This is a genomic window from Gordonibacter sp. An230, from assembly GCF_002159915.1.
GTDB lineage: Bacteria > Actinomycetota > Coriobacteriia > Coriobacteriales > Eggerthellaceae > Rubneribacter.
In genome coordinates this window covers 106,230-127,189 of sequence record NZ_NFJP01000008.1, presented here as the reverse complement: position 1 = coordinate 127,189, position 20,960 = coordinate 106,230, and the positions used below count along the sequence as shown (strand labels likewise).

General features: G+C 67.6%; 21 protein-coding genes. 1 reads left to right on the top strand and 20 read right to left on the bottom strand.

Going from position 1 to position 20,960, the window contains the following annotated elements; genetic code table 11:
* Positions 1-27: 27 nt before the first annotated feature.
* The 12 genes from B5F40_RS06105 to B5F40_RS06055 all read right to left on the bottom strand — a co-directional run bounded on the left by B5F40_RS06105 (position 28) and on the right by B5F40_RS06055 (position 10,295).
* Positions 28-504, bottom strand: coding sequence for a hypothetical protein (locus B5F40_RS06105; RefSeq protein ID WP_087193488.1), 477 nt, complete (start codon positions 502-504; stop codon positions 28-30).
* Between the two features lie 588 nt (positions 505-1,092).
* Positions 1,093-1,254 carry a hypothetical protein gene (locus B5F40_RS16210; RefSeq protein WP_162610910.1) on the bottom strand — a complete coding sequence of 54 codons (162 nt, stop codon included), beginning with the start codon at positions 1,252-1,254 and terminating at the stop codon, positions 1,093-1,095.
* Positions 1,255-1,357: 103 nt separating this feature from the next.
* The gene (locus B5F40_RS06100) at positions 1,358-1,837 is read right to left on the bottom strand and encodes a hypothetical protein (RefSeq protein ID WP_087193487.1); all 480 of its coding nucleotides are present in this window, start codon (positions 1,835-1,837) and stop codon (positions 1,358-1,360) included.
* A gap of 186 nt (positions 1,838-2,023) precedes the next feature.
* Complete coding sequence (locus B5F40_RS06095; RefSeq protein ID WP_087193486.1) at positions 2,024-2,980, bottom strand: tyrosine recombinase; 957 nt, start codon at positions 2,978-2,980, stop codon at positions 2,024-2,026.
* Positions 2,970-4,370 (bottom strand): methylenetetrahydrofolate--tRNA-(uracil(54)-C(5))-methyltransferase (FADH(2)-oxidizing) TrmFO, encoded by a 1,401-nt coding sequence (gene trmFO / locus B5F40_RS06090; protein ID WP_087193485.1) that lies wholly within the window; start codon positions 4,368-4,370, stop codon positions 2,970-2,972. The genes B5F40_RS06095 and trmFO overlap by 11 nt, the downstream gene beginning before the upstream one ends.
* 102 nt (positions 4,371-4,472) lie before the next feature.
* Complete coding sequence (gene dprA, locus B5F40_RS06085; RefSeq protein WP_087193484.1) at positions 4,473-5,474, bottom strand: DNA-processing protein DprA; 1,002 nt, start codon at positions 5,472-5,474, stop codon at positions 4,473-4,475.
* Positions 5,471-6,979, bottom strand: coding sequence for a YifB family Mg chelatase-like AAA ATPase (locus B5F40_RS06080; RefSeq protein ID WP_087193483.1), 1,509 nt, complete (start codon positions 6,977-6,979; stop codon positions 5,471-5,473). Before B5F40_RS06080 ends, dprA begins: the two co-directional genes overlap by 4 nt.
* Before the next feature lies 1 nt (position 6,980).
* Positions 6,981-7,445, bottom strand: coding sequence for a YraN family protein (locus tag B5F40_RS06075; protein WP_239442927.1), 465 nt, complete (start codon positions 7,443-7,445; stop codon positions 6,981-6,983).
* Positions 7,446-7,795: 350 nt separating this feature from the next.
* Complete coding sequence (locus B5F40_RS06070; protein ID WP_087193482.1) at positions 7,796-8,584, bottom strand: ribonuclease HII; 789 nt, start codon at positions 8,582-8,584, stop codon at positions 7,796-7,798.
* A 125-nt stretch (positions 8,585-8,709) separates the two neighbouring features.
* The gene (gene rplS, locus B5F40_RS06065) at positions 8,710-9,057 is read right to left on the bottom strand and encodes a 50S ribosomal protein L19 (RefSeq protein ID WP_087193481.1); all 348 of its coding nucleotides are present in this window, start codon (positions 9,055-9,057) and stop codon (positions 8,710-8,712) included.
* Between the two features lie 219 nt (positions 9,058-9,276).
* Complete coding sequence (locus tag B5F40_RS06060) at positions 9,277-9,609, bottom strand: AzlD domain-containing protein (RefSeq protein WP_087193480.1); 333 nt, start codon at positions 9,607-9,609, stop codon at positions 9,277-9,279.
* Complete coding sequence (locus B5F40_RS06055) at positions 9,609-10,295, bottom strand: AzlC family ABC transporter permease (RefSeq protein WP_087193505.1); 687 nt, start codon at positions 10,293-10,295, stop codon at positions 9,609-9,611. The genes B5F40_RS06060 and B5F40_RS06055 overlap by 1 nt, the downstream gene beginning before the upstream one ends.
* A gap of 125 nt (positions 10,296-10,420) precedes the next feature.
* Between B5F40_RS06055 and B5F40_RS06050 the strand changes: the two genes are divergently transcribed.
* A complete protein-coding gene (locus B5F40_RS06050) occupies positions 10,421-11,695 on the top strand; it encodes a chloride channel protein (protein WP_087193479.1) in 1,275 nt (424 codons plus the stop codon).
* On the opposite strand, the gene B5F40_RS06045 is transcribed toward B5F40_RS06050, so the two are convergent.
* The 8 genes from B5F40_RS06045 to B5F40_RS06010 form a co-directional block, all read right to left on the bottom strand.
* A complete protein-coding gene (locus B5F40_RS06045) occupies positions 11,670-12,713 on the bottom strand; it encodes a deoxyguanosinetriphosphate triphosphohydrolase (protein WP_087193478.1) in 1,044 nt (347 codons plus the stop codon). The two genes, B5F40_RS06050 and B5F40_RS06045, sit on opposite strands and share 26 nt — an antisense overlap.
* A 70-nt stretch (positions 12,714-12,783) precedes the next feature.
* Positions 12,784-13,833, bottom strand: coding sequence for an S-methyl-5-thioribose-1-phosphate isomerase (gene mtnA, locus B5F40_RS06040; RefSeq protein WP_140396434.1), 1,050 nt, complete (start codon positions 13,831-13,833; stop codon positions 12,784-12,786).
* Positions 13,834-14,045: 212 nt separating this feature from the next.
* Positions 14,046-15,233 (bottom strand): XdhC family protein, encoded by a 1,188-nt coding sequence (locus B5F40_RS06035; RefSeq protein ID WP_087193476.1) that lies wholly within the window; start codon positions 15,231-15,233, stop codon positions 14,046-14,048.
* A 78-nt stretch (positions 15,234-15,311) separates the two neighbouring features.
* Complete coding sequence (locus B5F40_RS06030; RefSeq protein WP_087193475.1) at positions 15,312-15,812, bottom strand: hypothetical protein; 501 nt, start codon at positions 15,810-15,812, stop codon at positions 15,312-15,314.
* 25 nt (positions 15,813-15,837) lie between these two features.
* Positions 15,838-16,929, bottom strand: a complete 1,092-nt coding sequence (locus B5F40_RS06025; RefSeq protein WP_087193474.1) for a hypothetical protein — start codon at positions 16,927-16,929, stop codon at positions 15,838-15,840.
* A 22-nt stretch (positions 16,930-16,951) separates the two neighbouring features.
* Positions 16,952-17,893 carry an FAD binding domain-containing protein gene (locus B5F40_RS06020; RefSeq protein ID WP_162610909.1) on the bottom strand — a complete coding sequence of 314 codons (942 nt, stop codon included), beginning with the start codon at positions 17,891-17,893 and terminating at the stop codon, positions 16,952-16,954.
* A 10-nt stretch (positions 17,894-17,903) separates the two neighbouring features.
* The gene (locus B5F40_RS06015) at positions 17,904-20,201 is read right to left on the bottom strand and encodes a xanthine dehydrogenase family protein molybdopterin-binding subunit (RefSeq protein ID WP_087193472.1); all 2,298 of its coding nucleotides are present in this window, start codon (positions 20,199-20,201) and stop codon (positions 17,904-17,906) included.
* Positions 20,201-20,911 (bottom strand): (2Fe-2S)-binding protein, encoded by a 711-nt coding sequence (locus B5F40_RS06010; RefSeq protein ID WP_140396433.1) that lies wholly within the window; start codon positions 20,909-20,911, stop codon positions 20,201-20,203. Before B5F40_RS06010 ends, B5F40_RS06015 begins: the two co-directional genes overlap by 1 nt.
* Positions 20,912-20,960 lie beyond the last annotated feature (49 nt).

Below are 20,960 nucleotides of genomic sequence, written 5' to 3'. Positions count from 1 at the left end.
GCCGTAACCGATTCGTTGACGTGAATGCTATGCGTTCCCGTCCCCTCGTCGCGCTCCGTCACGTGGCATCACCGGGCAGGACGGCTTCGAGCTTCTGAAGTAGCGCAGTGCGAAGCTCGCTCCGGCCACGGCCAAAGCCGCGCCGAGGCCCGTATAGAAGAACGCGACGAACCACTCGGGAACAACGCCCGAAGCGCGCAGCGCGATGCCGCCTGCCATCATGACGGCCATCGTCACGTAGCCCTTCTTGTCGAAGAACTTGAGCACATGCGTGCGATCCTCCTCGTACCCCCTGATGCGCTCGGCATGTTTGCCAACCATCTTCGTGAACACGAAGACATGGAACAAAGTGAACACGACGAAGGTGCCCCCGACGAGCGACCACAGCACCCACCCCGATTCGTGGAAGTACGCGATGAGCCCGATTCCCGCGACGTTCGCGCCAGCGACGAGCCACACAAGCCCGGCCACAAGCAAAAGCTTCTCCGTCGATATCCTCAGCATCTGCGCCTCCTCCTTCGTCCCTTCGAAGCGAAGCGCCGCGCGATGCGCGGCGTCCCGTCATTATAGGCCTCTCGGTCCGGTTGGCAAGAGGCTCAAAGAGGAACACGGGCAAGAAGGATATCAAGCAAGAGCAGAAGAAGGGATATCAAAGCGCCCTTCACGAAATCATCCATGAAAGAACTTGCCCAAGACACGGCCTTCTCTCTTGGTCGCGAGCGTCACAAGGACATAGTTCGAGCGAAGGGGGATGAGGCTTTCTGCGAATATGGGCGACGGCATATATCGTTCGCCCTCGTCACGAACAAATCGAAATGCGGGTTCTCCCACCGGGTTTCGAACCCCGCAAGCAGCCCGAAGCATCTTTGCGCCCCCCAGGCCTTCGGATGCCGCAATAGTCGAGAGCGAAAACGAATTCGAGCGCCTCGTGCAACGCAAGCGCCCCATGCGTCATTGCGTTTGGCCGCCGAGCCCATGGCCCGCAAAAGCGTCCTTTGTGGCACATGCCCGCCCTGCAGGTCGTGGAGGGCAGACCCAAAAGCGAGGTCGGCGCCATCAGCGAAATCAAGCGAGGACCATCCGAAGGCCGTCTTAGCGCCATGAGAACGGCAGGGCTTCGCGCGAGCGGCGGATGAGGCCCACCGCCCGCCGGCATCGTCGGCCGCTTGCCCGGTTCGCGAACGCCGATCCCGACACCAAAGAACGCGAGGCGCGCCTGCTCGAGCGCAGCCCCACCGAACGTTCCTTCGCCATGCCGGTTGCCTTCTGCCGAAGAGCCCGCCTGCGACGATGACCAGTCGAGCACGACGGAGGGAAGACGATGCCCGCCTTTCTCCCCTCCGACGGGAAAAGGACGCTAGCCCGCCTGGGGAACGCGCCCGTCGTCGGCGTTCGCGCCGGAGCACGCGACGTCGAGGATCTCCACCATCTGGGGCTTGAAGGACGAGCCTTCGGACGCTCCTCGCATGGCCACGACATCGTCGACCTGAAGCGCCCGCCCCTCGACCGCGGAGCCCGACTCGTCGACGACCCTCACCTCGGATGTGCTGAGGGCGACCTCGCCCTTTCCGATTCCGAACGTCTTTCGTCCACTCTCGAAGGAGCTCCCAAGCTCGCCCATCGCGATCACGACGTTTTCGCCTTCCACCGAGGTCACCAGACCGAACCTCACGACTTCGCCGTCCTCGCCGATCGCATCTCCCGCATCCTGACGCTGGGTTTCGACTGCAGCCCCTCGCTGAGCGTCCGCGCCGTCGGCCGCGCATCCGCCAAGGAACGGGGCAAGCGCGAGGGCCGTCGCCGCAGCCCAGGCGAAGGCGCGCATCTTCTTGTTCATAGAGCCTCCTTTCGTCGTATTGCGCGCTGACCCGCGACGCATCTGACCGAGAAAACGATTGTGCCCGAGAGGAAAGCCATCTGCGAAGAAGCGGAACGAACGTCAAGCAGAGGTCATGCCGTCGGCACCGCCTCGCCACAGTGGCGGACGATTCCGGAAGGCGCGACGGACGGAAGACGAATGCGCTCAACCCCGGGGATGGGCTTGTGCGTGCACCCTCTTGAGGCGCTCCGGCGCGAGGTGCGTGTAGATCTGGGTGGTAGACAGGCTCGCATGCCCGAGCATCTCCTGCACGCTGCGCAGGTCGGCCCCGCCGTCGAGCAGATCGGTGGCGAAGGTGTGGCGCATGTCGTGCGGAGAGAGGCTCTCGTCGAGGCCGGCTTTGCGCAGCGCGTCCTTGAACATCTTGCGGATCGCGTCGGTTCCCATGCGCCCGCCGCGCGTCGACACGAAGAAGAACTCGCAGGAGCGATCGCGCAGAAGCGCCGGGCGCGCCTCGGACGCGTAGGCGCGCATCGACGCGACGGCCAGATCGTGCAAGGGCACGATGCGCTCCTTCGACCCCTTGCCGAGCACCTTCGCCTGGCCCGTCACGAGGTCCACGTCAGCGGCCAGCAAGCCTGACGCTTCGGACACGCGCGCGCCGCATGCGTAGAGGAACTCGAGGATCGCCTGGTTGCGCAAGTCGGCCGGGCTTTGGGCGCGCACGCGGCCCGCAGCATCGCGCTCGGCGTACACCGACAGAAGCCGCGCCATGTCGGCTGCGCGGATGACATGCGGCAGGCTCCGGCGCGAACGAGGCCCCGAAAGCGCGCCCGCCGGATCCTCGTCGAGCACCCCCGTCACGTTGAGCCAGCGAAAGAAGCCGCGCAAGGTCGAGAGCCGGCGGTTGACCGTGGTGCGCGAGTACTGGGCGCGATCGAGCTCGGCCAAGTAGAGCCGCAGCTGCCGATGCGTGGCCGCAAGCGGCTCGACGCGAGCGCGGCGCGCCCAGCGCAGGTAGTCCATGAGGTCGGCCCGATAGGCGCGCACCGTGTGCTCGGAGGCGTTGCGCTCGACGCGCAGGGTCCTGCAGAACGACTCGGCCAACCCGGCGGCGCGCGCGTCGACCGCAAGAGGATCGTCGGCGGGCTCAGCGGCCATCGGCTCCCCCTCGCCGCGCGTCCTGCGGCAGGAGGCCCGCCTCGGCGAGCTCTTCGACGTACGCTTCCAGCGCCTCGTCGCCGCGCTTGGCGTAGGCCGCATAGCGCTCGCGCTTGTTGCGGACATGCTGCGCGAGAGGCTCCATGATGCCGAAGTTCACATGCATGGGCTGATAGTCGACCGTGGCGGGATCGGTCGCGTAGGCCATGAGCGCGCCGAACGCCGTCTCCTCAGGTAACGCGGGAGCCTCCACGCCCCGCAGCGCGGCTGCCGCGGAGATCGCGGCGTGCAATCCCGAGCGGACGGCCTCGCAGTAGCCCTCCGTGCCAGCCAGCTGCCCGGCTACGAAAACGGGCGCGCCGAGCGCCTCCGCAAGCGGTGTGCGCAGCCTCAAGTCGGCGTCGAGCAGCCGCGGCGCGTCCAGAAACGTGTTGCGGTGCATCACCCCGTAGCGCGCGAACTCCGCGTTCTCAAGGCCCGGGATCATGCGGAACACGCGGCGCTGCTCGGGAAACGTGAGGTTGGTCTGAAAACCCACGAGGTTGTAGCCCATGCCGTGAGCGTCCTCAGCGCGCAGTTGCAGCGCGGCCCATGGCCGCCGCCCCGTGCGCGGATCCGTGAGCCCCACGGGCTTGAGCGCGCCGAAGCGCGGCGCGTCGTGCCCCTTGCGCGCCACCTCCTCGATGGGCTGGCACGCCTGAAACAGATCGCGGCCCTCGAAATCGCGCTGCACCACGCGCTCGGCCCCCACCAGCGCCTCTATGAACGCATCGTATTCCTCGCGCGTGAAAGGCGCGTTCAGGTAGTCGCCCGCGCCCGCCGAGGCATCCTCGTAGCGGCTCTGGCGGAAGAGCTTGCCCCCGTCCAGGGAATCGGCCATGACGATGGGCGCCGCCGCATCATAGAACGCAAGGTGATCCGCGCCCGCGATATCGGCCAAATCGGCCGCGAGGGCGTCGGAGGTGAGCGGGCCCGTGGCGATGACGAGGGCGTTGGCCCCCGCAGCCGCCTCGCGCACCGAGCGCGCTTCGATGCGCACGAGCTCGATGAGCGGATGCCCTTCCACGAGCGCGGTCACCGCGCCCGAGAACGCCGCGCGATCCACGGCCAGCGCCCCTCCCGCCGCCACGGCATGGCGGCGGGCCGCGGCGAGCACGAACGACCCCAGCGCCTCCAGCTCACGCTTCAGCATGCCCGCCGCGCTGTCGGGCTTCGTGCTTTTGAGCGAGTTCGAGCACACGAGCTCCGCGCAGTCGCCCGACGCATGCACCGGCGTGGGCACCGCAGGGCGCATCTCCACGAGCCGCACGCTCATACCGCGCGCGGCCAGTTGCAAGGCCGCCTCACTGCCCGCGAGGCCGGCGCCGAGTATGGTGACTGAAGAAGGCATGCGCGAATGATAGCAAAACCCCGCCGTCTGCGGGAAGCCCCCACGAAACCTCCGGCACCGCCCCCCCCCGGGGGGCGCAAGGCTTTCTTCCGCTCGACGCCCCTACCCCGCGGGCCCCCACCGGCCATCGGGATGCTTGGCGATGAGGTGGGACCTCTCGGCCGCAACAAGCCTCTCCATGAGCCACGCACGGGGATCGGCGTCTTCGCAAAGCCCCACGGCGAGCTCGTAGAGGGCGTCCATATCGAGCGCGTCGGCGCGCAACGCCTCCACCAACGGATCGGGCATGGGAGCGGAAGAGGCGACCGAGGACCCGTCTGCGAGCTTCGACGGCGCGTCCCCGGCAGCCTTTTCGGAGACGGCCTCTCCCCCTTCCCCAACAGCGCGACGCGATCCCTCCGCAGCGAAGCGCTCCTGACGTAGGCAGCCGAAAAGCGACAGCAGAGCGTCCTCGAACGATTCGTCGTCCACGATGGGGGCCGCACCTTGGACGAGGAGGCGATTCGCGCCGCGAGAGGTGGCGGCCGTGATGGCTCCGGGCACCACCAGCACCTCGCGACCGACCGCGAGCGCCTCGTCGGCAGTGCTGAACGTGCCCGAAGGCAGACCCGCCTCCACGATGAGCGTCGCCCGGGCGAGCGCGGCGATGAGGCGGTTGCGCAGCCTGAACATCCAAGGCCTCGGAGCGACGTCCCACGGGTGCTCGGAGACGACGGCCCCGCCGCCGTCCACGATGCGCTGGAACAGGCCCCTGTGCTCCGCCGGGTAGAGCCGGTCGCAACCGCCGCCGAGAAACGCCGTCGTGCGCCCACCCGCCGAAAGCGCAGCCTCGTGAGCCGCAGCATCGCATCCGCGGGCGCCGCCTGAGATCACCGTCACGCCCCGCTCGGCAGCCAGGCGCGCGAACCGCATAGCGCATCCGCGCCCATACGGCGTGGCCCTTCGCGCGCCCACAATGGCCATGCCTTCGGATAGCGACGCCAAATCGCCGATGACGTAAAGTTTCGCAGGGGGATCCGCCAACGCCTCGAACGCCGTCGGATAGGCGTCGGAGCCGCGCACGAGCACGCTTCGCGGGCCCTCCAACATGCTCCGCGCCGTCATGAGCCCTCCCCATCGTGCAATCGGAACGCGAGCGCCTCGCAAAGATGGCGGCGTCCCACGCAACGCGCTTCCTCCATGTCGGCTACCGTGCGAGCCACCGCCAACGTGCGCATGATGGCGCGGCCGCTCATGTGGTTGCTGCGCGCCACATCCTCGTAGAACGACTCGTCGTCTTCGGAGAGGCGGCACGCACGCACGAGCTCGGCCGCACCCGACTCGCCCGCGAGCGCGTCACGCCCCTCCGCGTCCACCGTGCGCCGCCACGAAGCGAACTCACGAGCCCGCAGCACGTCTTCCCGCAACTTCGCCGAAGACGTGCCGCCGCCCGCATTCAGCACCTCGCCCGGAGGAATGCGCCTGACATCGATGCGCAGGTCGATGCGATCCATGAGAGGTCCTCCCACGCGGGCCTGGTAGCTTCGTATCTGGGGAATGGTGCAGGCGCATTGGCGCTCGGGGTCGCCGAGGTATCCGCATGGACAGGGATTCGAGGCGGCGACAAGCGTGAAGCGCGCTGGGAACACCACGTTTCCGTCAGCCCGCGTTATGACGACCCGTCCCGACTCCAAAGGCTGGCGCATTCCCTGCAACACCGAGGGGCGAAACTCGGGCAGCTCGTCCAAGAACAGCACCCCGTTGTGGGCCATGGATATTTCGCCCGGTCGCAAAGGCGACCCGCCACCGATGAGCCCCGCCGAGCTGGCCGTGTGATGCGGGCTGCGAAAGGGCCGCACACCCGCCAACGCAGGCGCCGGGTCCTCGCCCGCCACGGAGTGCACGAGCGCCGTCTGCAGCGCCTCGTCCTGCGAGAGGGGAGGCAAAATGGAGGGCATCCGCGAGGCCAGCATGGTCTTGCCCGACCCCGGCGGCCCCACCATGATCACACCGTGTCTGCCCGCCGCCGCAATCTGGAGCGCCCGCTTGGCCATCTCGTGCCCCGCGATGTCGCCGAAGTCCGCAGGAGGCGATGCGGGCGGCGACGCGATTTCGGGCGCCAATGCGAACTCCCCGCGGCGAAACTCCGAAAGCGAGCGAATGGAGAGCCGTCTCACGCCTTCGATGCGCACGAACCCGTCCGACGCCTCCGCGCACAAAAGATCGCATCCGGCATCGCGCGCGCAAAGCGCGTAGGCCAAAAGCCCCGCCACTGGGCGCACTTCTCCTTCGAGAGACAGCTCCCCCGCCAGTAGCCTCCCCTGCGCGAATTGCGGATCGACCTGTCCTGTGGCGACGAGGATGCCCACCGCGATTGGCAGGTCGAAGCCCGATCCGGTCTTTCGCAGCGATCCCGGCGCGAGGTTCACCACCACCTTGCTCGGCGGCATGACGAACCCGCACGCCCTGAGCGCCGACCGCACGCGCTCGCGCGACTCCTGCACCGAGGCGTCGGCCATGCCGACGACGGAGAATCCCGGAACCCCAGAACCCACCGCCACCTCCACGTCCACCGGCACGGCCTCGACCCCTCGAAGCGTGGCGGCACGCACTCTGTATCGGCCCTCCATGTCAGACCGCGCAGAACGCGTTGATGTGATGTCGTATCATGGCGCGATCCTCCGAAACCGCGACGATCCCGATGATGTCGAATCGCACCGGAACGTCCACCACGTCGTAATCTGCGAGAAAGCATGCCGCTATGCGTTCGTAGCGCTCGCGCTTCTCGGCGTCCACCGCCTCCGACGGCAGTCCGCGCTCACAGTTCGAACGCGTTTTGACCTCGACGAACACAAGGGAGCCGTCGTCGTCGCGCGCGACGATGTCCGCCTCTCCCGCAGCGCATTCCCAGTTGCGCTCCACAATGTCGTAGCCTCGACGCTCGAGGAACCGCGCAGCCGCGTCCTCACCGCGACGGCCAAGCTCAGCACGCCGCGCGGCGTCAGAAGCCCCCTCCGTCCCACCGCCCTTGCGACCCCGCCTGCTCGGCATCGCCGCCCGCACTTCCGCCACGCCCGCCTCAGAACCTCTTCCCATGGTCATCGCTCCCTTCGTCTCCGCCTCCATGGTACAGAAGCCCTCCAGCGGATCCATGGCGCGCATCCAGCCGATCCGCGCGCCAATCCAACGCGCATAGCACGCGCCGCATGCGCGTTTCCTCCACGCTCCCCCCGCGCCTTCGTCGCAAGCGCGCCGCGGAGAAGCAGCGGCCAAGGCCGGAGGGCCGGGAAGCGCATAGCATGAGAGCCGGAGGTTCGCCTCGCACGAGGGCGAAGAGCAAAAGGGTCGCCGCAACGTGCCGGGCGCCCGTCGCTCGAGCGGACGGGAGACGCCTCTTCCAGGTATCGGCAATGGCACGGCGGGGCAAAGCCGTGGGCGTTTAAGCCTCAGAACAACGTCGGCTGAACGAACGCGGTGCAAAACGTCGCTCGATGGATGGGCGTGAGGCCGTGGCGCCTGATGGCCTCGATATGCGCGGGGCTCGCGTAGCCCTTGCACGACTCGAAACCGTATTCGGGATACTCTTCGGCATAGCGGCGCATGAGCGCATCCCGCTCGACCTTCGCCACGATGGACGCCGCGGCTATGGAAGCGCAACGGCCGTCGCCCTTGACGACGCTCACCTCGCGTTCATCCAAACGCAGGGGATTTCCGTCGAGCAGCACGACGCCCACGTCGACCCCCGCCGCCTCAACGCGCGCCACCGCACGCCGAAACGCCGTCGCGAGCGAGGCCGTCATACCGCATGCATCGATGTCGGACGCCTCCACGTATTCGACGGTCCAAGCCGCAGCGACCTCTTTCACCCGCTCGGCCACGCGCTCGCGCTCGACCGCGGAGAGCTTCTTCGAGTCGTTGAGGCCTTCGACCAACGGAGCGGCGGGCAGCACGACCGCCCCCACCGCAAGGGGCCCGGCCAAGGGTCCCCGCCCCACCTCGTCGAGCCCCACGACAACGCCCCCTCCCCGCGCCGCGGCCAGCTCGCGCTCGCAGGCGTACAGCCCCTCGAGGCGCGCACGCTCGGCAGCCTCGGCCTCAAGGCGGCGCCGGGCCACCTCCACCGCATCGCGCACTCCCTTTCGCGAATCGGCCACGAGCGCCCTCTCGAGCACTGCGAACTCGCGGGCGTCCGCATCCTGCAGACGCCGTTTGATGTCGGCAACCGTAGGCCCCATGCTCTCGCCCCCAAGTCCTCGTCGCGCTCCGTTTCGAACGCCCATGATACCAGATCCCGTCAAAACGCCAAAAAGGCCCCGCGCCCGTTTCGGACGCGGGGCCTGAAAGCCCGTGCGGCAGAAGCCTAACGATAGGCCTTCTCCTTGATCTTGGCGGCCTTGCCCACCTTGTCGCGGAGGTAGTAGAGCTTCGCGCGGCGCACATCGCCCTTGCGCACGACCTCGATCTTTTCGATCTTCGGGGAATGCACGGGGAAGGTGCGCTCCACGCCGATGGAGAAGCTGATCTTGCGAACGGTGAACGTCTCGCGGCTCGAAGCGCCTTGGCGACGAATGACATCGCCCTGGAACACCTGGATACGCTCGCGATTGCCCTCGGTGATGCGGTAATGCACCTTGACGTTGTCCCCCACGTCGAACTCGGGGACGTCCTGCTTGATCTGCTGCTGCTCGATGGCGCGAATGATATCCATGTTTCGTTCCTTCTTATATGTTCAATGAATCTCGTGCATGTTGTCTCGTAAAGACACGATTGGACAGTATAACGCCTGCCCGCGCCCACTGCAAGGGAGAAACCTAACCTTTCCTCCATCTTCACAGACGAGCGCTCTCGGGCAACGGGCGACCGCGCCGTCGGCCACCGTAGGGACGCATTTGCGTCCGACGCATCGCGGTCGAGCCGAAGGGTCGCCCTACAGGAGCGTGAGCAGAGCGTATGCGGCCACTCCCGACACGGCGCACCACAGAAGCGATTTGGTCCTCCACGCCACAAGCGCCACCACTCCGGCAGCGACAAGCGGCGCGGCGGCCGGCCACAGGCCAGCGTCGAACATTCCCGGGGAGAGCAGATCGTTCGCCACGAGCGCGGCGAACGCGGCGGGCGGGATGAATCCGAGCGCGCGCTCGACGCCCTCCGGCAGGTTCCTGCCCTTGAGCGCGAACAGGGGAACCACACGGCATAAGAGCATCGTTGCCCCGCAGCACACGAGCGCAACGAGGAAGTCGCCCCAGGCCATCGAGCCCATCAACCCCTCCTTCCCGCCCAGCTGAACGCAAGCGCAGCCGCCACGCCGGCGAGCGCGCCCACGAGGATGGCCGGCCCCGACAAGCCCGCCGCCTTGCAAGCGACCACGCCGAGCACGGCCGTCACGGCCGCCACCAGGTTGGCCGCAGAGGGCTTCTGCGTCACGAGCAGGCAGATGAAGATGGAGGTCATGGCAAACGACGCGATGGCCAAAGGCACGCCCACGGCGTTGCCCACCAGCACGCCCGCGACGTTCGAGAGCGCCCAAGAGCTTTGCGACAGCAGGTTCACTGCCGTGGCGCGACCGACCGACCACCCTCCCTCGGAGAACTTCGCCACGTTCACGCCGTAGCTCTCGTCGGTCACCGTGGCCGCAAACAGAAACGCCAGTCGCTTGCGCACCCCCCTGCACGCCGGGGCGAAGGCGGCCGAGTACAGCATCTGGCGCGTGTTAACCAACGAAACGCTCGCGATGATGGAGGCCAGAGGCGCCCCTGCGATCCACATGTTCGGGATCATGAACTGGCCCGCGCCCGAGTAGAACAGCGCCGAGAGCAGAAACGCCTGCAGGGCGTCAAGGCCTATGGAGGCCGACAGGATGCCGCAGGGCACGCCGATGGCGACGTAGCCCAACATGATGGGCAGCGCCGCCTTGAGCGATTGTTCGATGCGGTCTCCTGGAAGCATGACCACCCGATTATACAAGTTTTGTGCGCCTGAGCAATATCGTCTCGAAACCCGCGTTGCGCGCGGGGCGCAAGAGCTAGACTGCCGCGCAGACCGCCTTTTGGAAGATAGCGAAAGGAGGAGCCATGCAACAGGAGAACGGCGGACCCGGAAGCGAGAAGCGCGCGCGGCGGGCAGCTGGGAACGAGCACGCAGGCAACGCGGACGCGGGAAAGGGCGTTCCTCGAAGCGCGAGGAAGCCGCGCCTCGGAACGGCGCGGGCATGCGCGCTCGGTGCGCTCGCGCTGTCGCTCGGAGCGGGCACGGGGTTTTGCATCTGGGCGCTTTTGAGCGCATCGTATCTGCTCTCCGACCTCGTATGGGACGGCATCGGCAACGCGCTCGACCTGCCGGCGTTCCCGCTTCTCGCGTGCACGTTGGGAGGCGTCCTCATCGGGCTATGGAACGCGCGGTTCGACAGCGCGCCGAAACCGCTTGAGAAGGTGATGGCCGATACGCGCGCGAAGGGCGGGTATTCGGTCGGTCGCGTCGCGCCGGCCTCGGTGTCGTTCCTCCTGCCCATCGCGTTCGGAGGCTCGGTGGGACCGGAGGCGGGGCTCACGGGCTTCGCCGCCGCAGGTTGCACATGGGTGGGCGTGGCGCTGCGCAAAGCGAGCGGACTGGACGGCCCGCTCTCCCGCGCGCAGAAGGTGCCCCTCTACGCGCTCGGTGCCGTCGGCGGAGCAGCCGGCGCCGCCGCCTTTTCCGCGCTCTTCGACGGCGGCATTCCCTTGCCCCGCTTCGGCGCAGCCTCGCTCACCTGGGAGGCGGTCGCCTGGACGGTTCCGCTCGCCGTGGCAGGATGGGCGCTCGCCGCGCTCTACGCCCTCGCGACGCGCCTTGCCGGGCGCCTCTCCCGCACGCTCGGAGGGCACCCCGTGCTCAAGCCGACGCTCTGCGGTCTCGCGCTCGGCGCGACCGCCCTCGCGCTGCCCTACGTGCTGTTCCCGGGAACCGAGCAGGCCGCCGATCTGGCTAGACAGTGGACGGACACGCCGGCCGCGATTCTCCTGGCGACGGGAGTCGTCAAAACGGTGTTCGTCGCGCTGTGCCTCAACCTCGGATGGAACGGAGGCCCCTTCTTCCCGCTCATCTTCTGCGGTGTGAGCACGGGGTTCGGCATCGCCGCGGTCACCGGGGCGGACGCGATGCTCTGCGCGGCCGCGACCTCGACGGCGCTCATCGCCGGCTTCACCCGCAAGCCGGCGATGGCGCTGCTCGTCATGCTTCTGTGCTTCCCCGCGCAAAGCCTGCCCTTCATGGCGCCTGCCGCGCTCGCGGGGGCGCTGCTGCCCGTGCCGGGCGCGCCGCGGAGAACCGCCCGCCGCGCGCGCGTTATCGGTGGGAAGCCGAAGGGATGAACAGCCGTTGGTAGAGGTTCTTGGCGTAGCGGTCCGTCATCCCGGCAATGAAATCGGTGACAGCGCGCAGATCGTCGCCTTCGGATATCCCTCTGTACTCCTCGGGAACCTCCTCCACATGCGCCACGTAATGGTCGAACAGGTCGTCGATGAGGTGCGTCGCCTTCGCCACCTCCGCCATCACCGCGTCGCAGGTGTAGACGCGCTCGAACAGAAACGATCTCAGCTCCATCATGGCCTCCCACACGCCCGCGCTCATGCGGATGTCGTCGCAGGCAGCCGACGTCTCCACCATGTCGGTGACGAGCCGCTCGATGCGCGACGAATGATCGGGGCCGAGCACGGCGTGCGTGGAGGCGGGCAGGTCGGCTTCGGAGAGGATGCCGGCACGGATGGCGTCGTCAATGTCGTGGTTCACGTACGCGATGCGGTCGGCTGTGGCCACGATGCGGCCCTCCAACGTCTCGGCGCGCAGATCGCCCGTATGGTTCACGATGCCGTCGCGCACCTCGGGGGTGAGGTTGAGGCCCCGGCCTCCGTTCTCGATGCGCTCCACCACGCGCAGGCTCTGCTCGTTGTGACGGTACAGCGCATCGGCTTCGGGGCTCGCCGGGTCGATGCCCCTGTGGCGTGCCAGGCATCCGGACAGCGCGCTCTCGCCGGTGTGGCCGAACGGAGTGTGCCCCAGATCGTGACCGAGCGAGACGGCCTCGGTCAGATCCTCGTTGAGGCCGAGCGCCCGCGCGATGGTGCGCGCGATCTGCGCCACCTCCAACGTGTGCGTGAGGCGCGTGCGAAAATGATCTCCTTCAACGGCCAAGAACACCTGCGTTTTGTGAGACAGGCGGCGAAACGATTTCGTGTGCAGTATCTTATCGCGGTCGCGCTGATAGTCCGTGCGCAGACGGTCGGGCTCGACCGAACGGTCGCGGCCCTCGCCCTCGTCGGAGAACGCAGCGTCGTCCGACAGCGTCGCGTGCTCGCGACGCTCCTGATCCTCGCGTTGGACGATGAGCATGGCGTCCCTCCTGTCACCCTCGGCCCTAAGCCGTCCAGCGGCTTGCGAACCGCCCGACCGACGACAGGAATCAGTATAGCAGTTCCGAAGGGCGCAATGCCCCCTTCTCGGTGACGATGCGCGTGACGAGTTCGGCCGGCGTGACGTCGAAGGCGGGGTTCCACACCTCCACGCCGGGCAGGGGATCGGCCACCTCGGCAGGATCCCGCTCCTCGATAGGGATGCGCGAGCCGTCGGGAACGGAACGGTCGATGGTCGATTCGGGCGCGGCCACGTAGAACGGAATGCCATGATGGCGAGCGAGCACGGCCACACCGTACGTGCCGATCTTGTTGGCCACATCGCCGTTGGCCGCGATGCGGTCGGCTCCCACCACCACGGCGTCCACCTCGCCTTCAGCCATGAGGCTCGCCGCCATGTTGTCGCAGATAAGCGTGACGGGAACGCCCGCGCGCGCCAGCTCCCAGGCGGTGAGACGCGCACCCTGGCCCACCGGACGCGTCTCATCGGCGTACACGCGAGCGACCTTGCCCTGCGCGGCAGCGGCGTACACGACGCCGAGAGCCGTGCCGAAGAACACGGTGGCGAGGCTTCCGGCGTTGCAGTGCGTGAGAACGCGCGCGCCTTCCGGCAGCAGCGCCGCACCGTGCGCGCCGATGGAGCGGTTCGCAGCCTCGTCTTCGGCCTCGAGGGCCTTTACGGCGTCGAAGAGGTCCGCGGCCACCTCCCCGGCCCCTCCTCCAGCGCGCACGCGCTCCCGCGCCGCGCGCTCTATGCGCCTCACGCCCCAGGAGAGGTTCACCGCCGTGGGGCGCGCCGAGGCCACTTGGGCGCACACGCGCTCGAGCTCAGCGAGGTAGGAGCCGTCTGCGCGCGACGATGCGCGCGCCTGGGCCCACAGCGCCACTGCCGCAGCCCCCGCCGCGCCGATGGCGGGGGCGCCGCGCACCGAAAGCGACCTCACGGCGTCCACGACCGCGCGCCAATCGCGCGTCCGCGAGAACGCGAGCCTGCCCGGCAGCAGGCGCTGGTCGACATAGACGAGCTCTGCCGCGCCATCGGCGGCCCGGACGAGCTCGATGGTGCGCGGCAGGTTGTCGAGGTGGAGGGCAAACGTCACGAACAGTCCCTTTCGTCGATGGCCAGCTGCAAAGAGCGACTCCCGGCAAGGATCGGCGCCCTCCTCCATTGTAGGGCTTCTCGAGGCTTCAAGGAAGGGGCGGCATGCGCAGCGCGGCCTCCGCGCTCCCAGGCGACCGCAAGCGCGCAGCGTTCCCGGGACGGATATCGCGATCCCGGCAAGCTCGCCACGCTCCGAGATCGCCGCAGATCCTATTTTAGCGCCGCTTCGGAGCAGGCTGCCTCCCTGCGCGCCGTTTCCTCCATGGTGGACATCGGAATCTGGCCGCCGTGGCGCACCGCCGTGATCTCGGCCATGATGGAGAGCGCGATCTCGGCAGGCTCGCGCCCCTTCAGATCGAGCCCGATGGGGCCGAACACGCGCGCAAGGGCCGACTCCCCGTATCCGAGCGCGGCGAGCTGGCGCGCTCGCGAAAGCTGGGTCGAAGGCCGTCCGAGCGATCCGAGGTAGAACGCCTGCGACTCGAGCCCGCTCGCAAGCGCGGGCACGTCGATCTTCGGATCGTGGGTGAGCGCGCACAGCGCCGTCCGCTCGGTGAGGCGTACGCGGCCGAACGCCTCCTGAGGCCAAGCGTGCACAAGCTCGTCCACGAACGGGAAGCGCTCGGCGGTGGCGAACACGCGCCGCGGGTCGACGACGACGGTGCGGTACCCGAGGGCCTTCGCCATGCGGCACAGGTGGATGGCTATGTGCACGCCGCCGACGCACACGAGCTGCGGCTGGGGGGACCGCCGAACGAAGAACCACGGCGATCCACCATGCTCGACCACGCCCGACTCCTCGAAGCGTGGCCGCTCCGCCGCCTTCCGGGTCACCGCGACGGCCGCCTCCTCCAACGCGGACGTCGCCTCCCCGCACGAGCGCATAAGGACGCAGAGCCCCTCGCCCGGAACATGGGCGAGCCCGATCCCCCCGTCGCCGCAACGATCGAGCGCCTCTTCGGCATCCGTCTCCGCGGCGACGATAAACGACGTCCCCGTCGGCGCGTCGCCGCAATCCCGCAGGACGCTCGCCCGAACGTATTCGCACTCCGTCCGGGCAAGCTCCGCCTCGACGTGGAACAGCCCCGGATCGAGCGGGGACACGAGCACTTCGACGCTCCCGCCGCACGAAAGCCCCGCTTGACGGGCGGACGCCGTGGACGCGCGGAACTCCTCGAGCGACCCCCGGCCGGCCTCTAGGCTCTCGACCGCGATCCGGGCGACCGCGGCCTCGATGCATCCACCCGACACCGACCCCGCGATCCGCCCGCTGCCGCTCACGGCCATGACGGAGCCCGGCAGCCTCGGAGACGATCCCCACGTCCTCACCACCTGCGCAAGCGCCACGGCTTCGCCCTCCGAAAGCCACCGCAACACGTCTTCAGCCACTTCTCGCATGCTCGTTCCTCCTCCAGAATCCCGATTCACCGAGGCCCGAGGCCCGTCGAGGCGCCTTCCGCCGGGCAAAGCGCGCTGCTATTCCGCCTCATGGCAAGAGGCGCACTCTTCGTTCCCGAGGCCCGCATCCTCGTGGCTCGCCGGCATGCGAACCGAGGTCCCTTCCCCTTCATGGCAGCTGAGGCACTCGGTGCGATCACCGTCGTGGCCCATGGCCGGAGCCTGATCCTCCATCCCGTAACGAGGAACGTAAGACCCTTCCGAACCATCGACGATGCCTTCGAGAGGCTCGAGGTTCTGCGACTTGATGGTCGTGTCCACCGCGCCTCCCGCGATGCGCTCCTGCTGCAGCTTCTCCTCATCGGAGCCCTCGATGGCCTTGCCGGCCGTGAGCTCGGCCTCCTTTGCAGGATCGTAGGGCGTGTACTCCCCCTTCACCGCCGTGTCGTTGCCGGCCGAGGCGCCCTCGTCGACGGTCGACGCCCCGTTCGGAGCGCACGAAGCCAGCGCGAGAACGAGCACGATCGCGGAAGCGAGCGCGCTCGCGCGCATCGCGCGCCTTCCCTTCGCTTTGTCCATTCCTTCCTCCATTCGTTCGATGTTGTCATTCGCCGAGCAAGGCGGCGATCCGGCTCAACCGGTTCTCGTCGAACCCGACGACGCGCCGCTCGACGGGCGCCACCGTAGGATCGTCGAGCATCCCATCGGGAAAAGCTCCTTCTTCGTCGAAGGTGACTGCTTGAACGGGCCGCTGCGAGCGCGCCGCATTGATCCGGGCCACGAACGAGCTCGTATGCGCCGGGCGAGACAGGTCGGCCGGCTCGAGCACCTCCACCATCAGATCGTTGGGCACCTGCCAACGCTTCTGTCGATCGACCACCACGCCCAGCTCTTCCACCGAGCCGAGCCGGTACAGCAGCAGCACCCGATGCGCGACGAGGCCCTCGGTGTTCCCGCCGGCGGACGTGTCGCGCCTCCGCTCGATCTTCACGCCGTAGTAGTCCAGCTCGCGCGCCGCCTCCATCTTGAGGGCGAACACGCGCCCGTCCGCCGTCTCGAAGGCGGCCTCTGGTATGCGCCGCTCGGGAGAGGCGACCTGGAAGCCCGCGCCCACTTCGTCGGTTTCCATGGCGCGAACGTCCTCGGCATCGACCGAGGCGGCCGCCCAGAACCTTCTCGGCCCGAGCGCCGCCACCACGCCGAAATAGACCCACGCCTCGTAGGCGTTGCGCCGCATCGAAGCGCAGAACGGCACGAGTTCGAGACGGGCGCGCTCTTCAAGGCCGTCGGGCTCCTCGCCCCGCTGGAGCGCGTCGAGCACGAGCGCGAACGCGGGCTTCGCGAGCGTCGCCTCCGCATCCTTCAAGAACCTCTCCAGCGTGGGAGCGACGCGATAGGCCCTCAGCCCGCTCATCTCGACCAGCCGCCCCCGCATGGCAGCAGCGCGCTTCGCCGTCTCGCGCGCCAACTCGAGCCGCGCGCCCAGCACCTCGCGCGCTAGACGCTCCTGCACGCGCTCGACCAGTCCGTAGAACTCGCCGCGCAACGCGCCCGGCACCGACAGGCCCATCTCGTCGATCCTGATATCCCCGCGCCCTCCCACGAAGCGCGCGAGCTCGACGTACGCCTCCCGCCACGAACCGCGGAATCCGTCCGCTTCGTCGGCGGCGGTTGCGCACGCATGCCGGACAGCCATGATCGCGCTCCCTCCTTCCGCGTCAGTCGGCAAGCTCGAGCAAGGTGCGCTTCACGAGCGTGCGGGCTATCTCGACCTTGTACTCGTTGTTCGACAGCGGCCTGCAATCGACCACCGCAGCATCGCCCGCCTTCGCGGCCGAAGACTCGCCGATGCCGCCTACGACCTCAGCCTCGGCGGATGCGGAGCGCACCGGAGCCGGATACACGCCGCCCAGGGCCACGCGCACCGAGCCGTCGGCCAGGCGCGCCGCCGCGCAATTCGCCACGGGGAAGTCGATGGACTTGCGCAAGGCGAACTTCTGAAACGCGCTCTTCTGCGCTTTCGGCACGCGGATCTCCGTGACGACCTCGCCGTCTTCCAGAACGTTCGAGCGAACGCCGTTGGCCTTGAAGAACTCTTCTGCGGGCACCTCGCGTTTCGTGGTCTTGACGACGGCGCCGAGCGCCACGAGCGCGGGCGCGGTGTCGTGGGAGCTGGACGCGAAGCAGCCGTCCTGGTCGCCGAAGATGGAGTGGTAACGGTTGTCTCCGATGCGCGCGGGACAATAGTCACCGCCCTTGCGTCGGCAATGGAACCGGTCGTCGGGGACGCGGAAGTACCAGCAGCGGTGCATCTGGCACACGTTGCCCCCGATGGTGCCCATGTGCCGGATCGTGGGCGACGCTGCGCGGGCGCACGCTTCGGCCAATGCCGAGCAGTTGGCGCGCACCGTCTCGCTCTCGGCCACGTCGGCAAGCTTCGCAAGCGCCCCGATGACCACGTCGTCGCCGTCTTCCGAGATGCCGTCCATGCCGGGGATCGCTTTGAGGTCGACGACCGTCTCGGGATACGTTGGAAGGATCTCGTCCTTCAACGTTCCCAAGAGATCCGTGCCGCCAGCCATGACCAGCGCATTGCCTTTTCCGATCACCGAAGCCGCCTCGTTGGCCGAGGAGGCCTGCATATGCTTGAAATGCCTCATGGTTGTCCTCCTACCGGCCGATCTTGCCCAAGGCGGCCAGCACTTTGTCGGGCGTGTACGGCAGCATCTCGATGAAGTCGCCGCCTGTCGCATTCTGGATGGCCAGACCCACCAGGCCAGGGTTCGCATGCGCATGAGCCACGCCGGTCGAGCCGTACGCGCCGCCGCCGCAACGGGTTTCCACAGCAACCGGTTCGAACTTCGGCTGGTCAAGCGACGTGGGCACCTTGTAGTCGTACATGGTCCCGTTCAGCAGCACGCCGGTGTCCGCATCCCAGACCAGCTCCTCGCGCAAGGCGCGGCCCGAGTTCATGGTGACGGCGTTCTCGATCTGGCCGAGCGCCGATGAGGGGCGGATGACCTTGCCGAAGTCGTGGGCCACGACGTAGTCGATGATCTCGACGAGCCCTGTCTCGGGATCGACCGCAACCTCGCACATGTCCACGTTCATCGTGCGGATGACGTCGTTTTGGAACGGAACTTTCGGCTTGCCGCAATAGCCGACGGCGAGCTGCCCGATGCCGACGAGCGAGACTTGCTTGGAAGGGTCGGATTTGAGGGTGATCATGGAGTCGACCAGATCGACCTCGTCAACGGAGGCGCCCAGAAGGGAGGAGCCCGTCTCGAGTATCTGGGCCTTCAGCAGCACGGCCGCCTCCTTCGCAGCCCACGTGCAGGTGGCGCCTCTATCAGCCGCGTCGCCCTGCTGCCAGTTGTTGTAGTTGGGCGCATAGTAGACGATGACGTCCTCAGGCTTCATGCCCATCTCCTCAGCCACCACCAGCTGCACGGCGTCGGGCCAGTACGTGCCGATGAGCGCCTCGGCGTAAGGCAGGTAGATCTTGCCGTCGACACCCATGCGCAGGTTGATGTTGTACGATATCATGCCCCAGGTCTGCGACGCTCCGTAACGGCATGCCACGCCGTGCAGGCGGCCGTCTTCGAGCGTGCGCTCCCCTGCGAGGTGCCACTTGCCCTCCCAGTCGAACGCCTCCTTGGCAGCGGCCATGCACGCGGACAGCGACGGCTCGGTCACTTTGACGTTCTTCATGATGACCTCGGAGACGTCCATCCCCAAGCTGTCGGCGATGCGCGCGAAGGCCAGGTTGACCGGCTCGTAGTTCGGCTGCCCGGGATCAGCGGTGGTGCAGGCGCCGTTCGTCACGTAGTAGGCCATCTCGGAGTAGATGTTGGGGCTGACCGTCTGCTTGAAACCCTGCGCGTTCGGCGGCAGCACCAGATGCCCGTGCGTCTTGTCGCCGTAACCGCCGCGCGCGCCCGTCTGGTGCACGTTCTTCGACTGCACGGCCACCAGCGTGCCATCGTCTTTGAAGCCGATGCGCACAGTGAGGTAGGTTTGCGGGACGGCCGCGTCGAACGACTCGCGGCGGCTCTGCACGTAGCGCACCGGAACGCCCCCCAAGCGCTTCGACAGCACCGGAGCGAACTGCGCGCCGCGCTTCTCGACGAAGTCGCAGTACCGGGCGGCCATGTACGGCGAGAGCGCGCGGTACTTGTCCGCGTACGATCCAGCGCCCATGAAGGCCGACACGATGGGGCCGTTCGAGGGGAAGTGCGCATGGTTCGTGACATAGCACATCTTCTCGCCATCGGGGTTGCCCCAAGGATCGTTCGCCCAGTAGGAGAAGTACGCGGGCGGCATGGGCCTGAACTGGCTCCACATGGGACGCCCGTAGTTGATCACCTCGATATGGTCGGCCTCCTTGAAGCCGTCCTCGACGCACCCCTGCTCCCACTGCACCGCGGCCCCGAACGTGTTGCCGGTCATGTTGGAGTCGGGGTTCATCTCGGGGCGCAGGATGGGCGCGCCGGGCTTGGCGGCCTCGCGCGCATCGAGAACGAATGGCAGGACCTCCCACTCGACCTTGATCGCGGAAAGGGCCTTCTTGCAGATCTCCTCGTTGAGGGCCACGACGACGGCGCCCACCTCGTCGCCTTCGAACTCGGCCTCGTCGCCCAGAAGAGGGCTGCCGCCGAACTCGTAGTAGGACGGACGGTACTTGGGCATGCTGGCAAGCTCTTCGTCCTCATAGGTGAGCACGAGCTTCACGCCCTCGATCTTCTCGGCCTCCGACACGTCGAGGCTCTTGACCTTGGCATGCCCGTAGGGGCAGCGCAATGCCATCGCGGTGAGCGTGCCCTCCATCCACAGGTCGGTGGGGTACTTGGCCGCCCCCGACACCATGTCCCACGACTGGCGGCCGGGATGGCCCCAGGTTCCCACTACCTTGAAGTCCTCGCGGTCCTGGTTGGTTCCTTCGGGAACCCACGTGCTGGTCTCGCCCATCAGTTGCCTCCCTCGATCGCGGCCGCGGCCTCCTGAATGGCCTGCACGTGGCGAGAGTAGGTTCCACACCGGCAGATGTTGCCGGAAAGCTCCGCGCGTATCTGCTCCTCGGTGGGCTGGCCGTACTTCTCGATAATGTACTTGGCCACGGTGAACTGGCCAGGGGTGCAGTAGCCGCACTGCGCGGCGTCGTGCTTCGCGTAGGCTTCCACGAGCGGGCGCCATCTCTCGTCGGCAGCGATGCCCTCGGACGTCTCGATCTGCTTGCCCTGGCATTCCACGGCCAGCGTCGTGCACGAGAGCGCCGGCACGCCGTCGATGAGCACCGTGCACGACCCGCAACCGCCGCGATCGCACATCTCCTTCGCATTGCCGGTGAGCCCGACCGCTTTCAGCAGCGTCTCGCGCAGCGTCCAGTGAGGCTCCACCTGCACCTTGAACTCCGTGCCGTTGATGGCGAGCGTCGCGCACTCCGGCACCGCCGCTTCGGGATGCTCCTCCTCGAAGTGCTTGACGAGCGCATCGTAATCCGTGGTCTGCCGGCCGCATAGCGGGCAGGTGTACACGAAATCGGTGACGGTGATCGTCTCGGCGCGCGCTTCGGCCGGAGCGCCGAGGATCGAACCGATCCCCAGGCCGACCGCGCTGGCGGCGACGCCGGCCATGCCGCCGACTTTGAAGAAGTCGCGGCGTGAAACCTTTTGCGCCATACAGGTCCCTTCTTCTCGTTTCCGGTTTTCCACGCCTCAAACGATACCC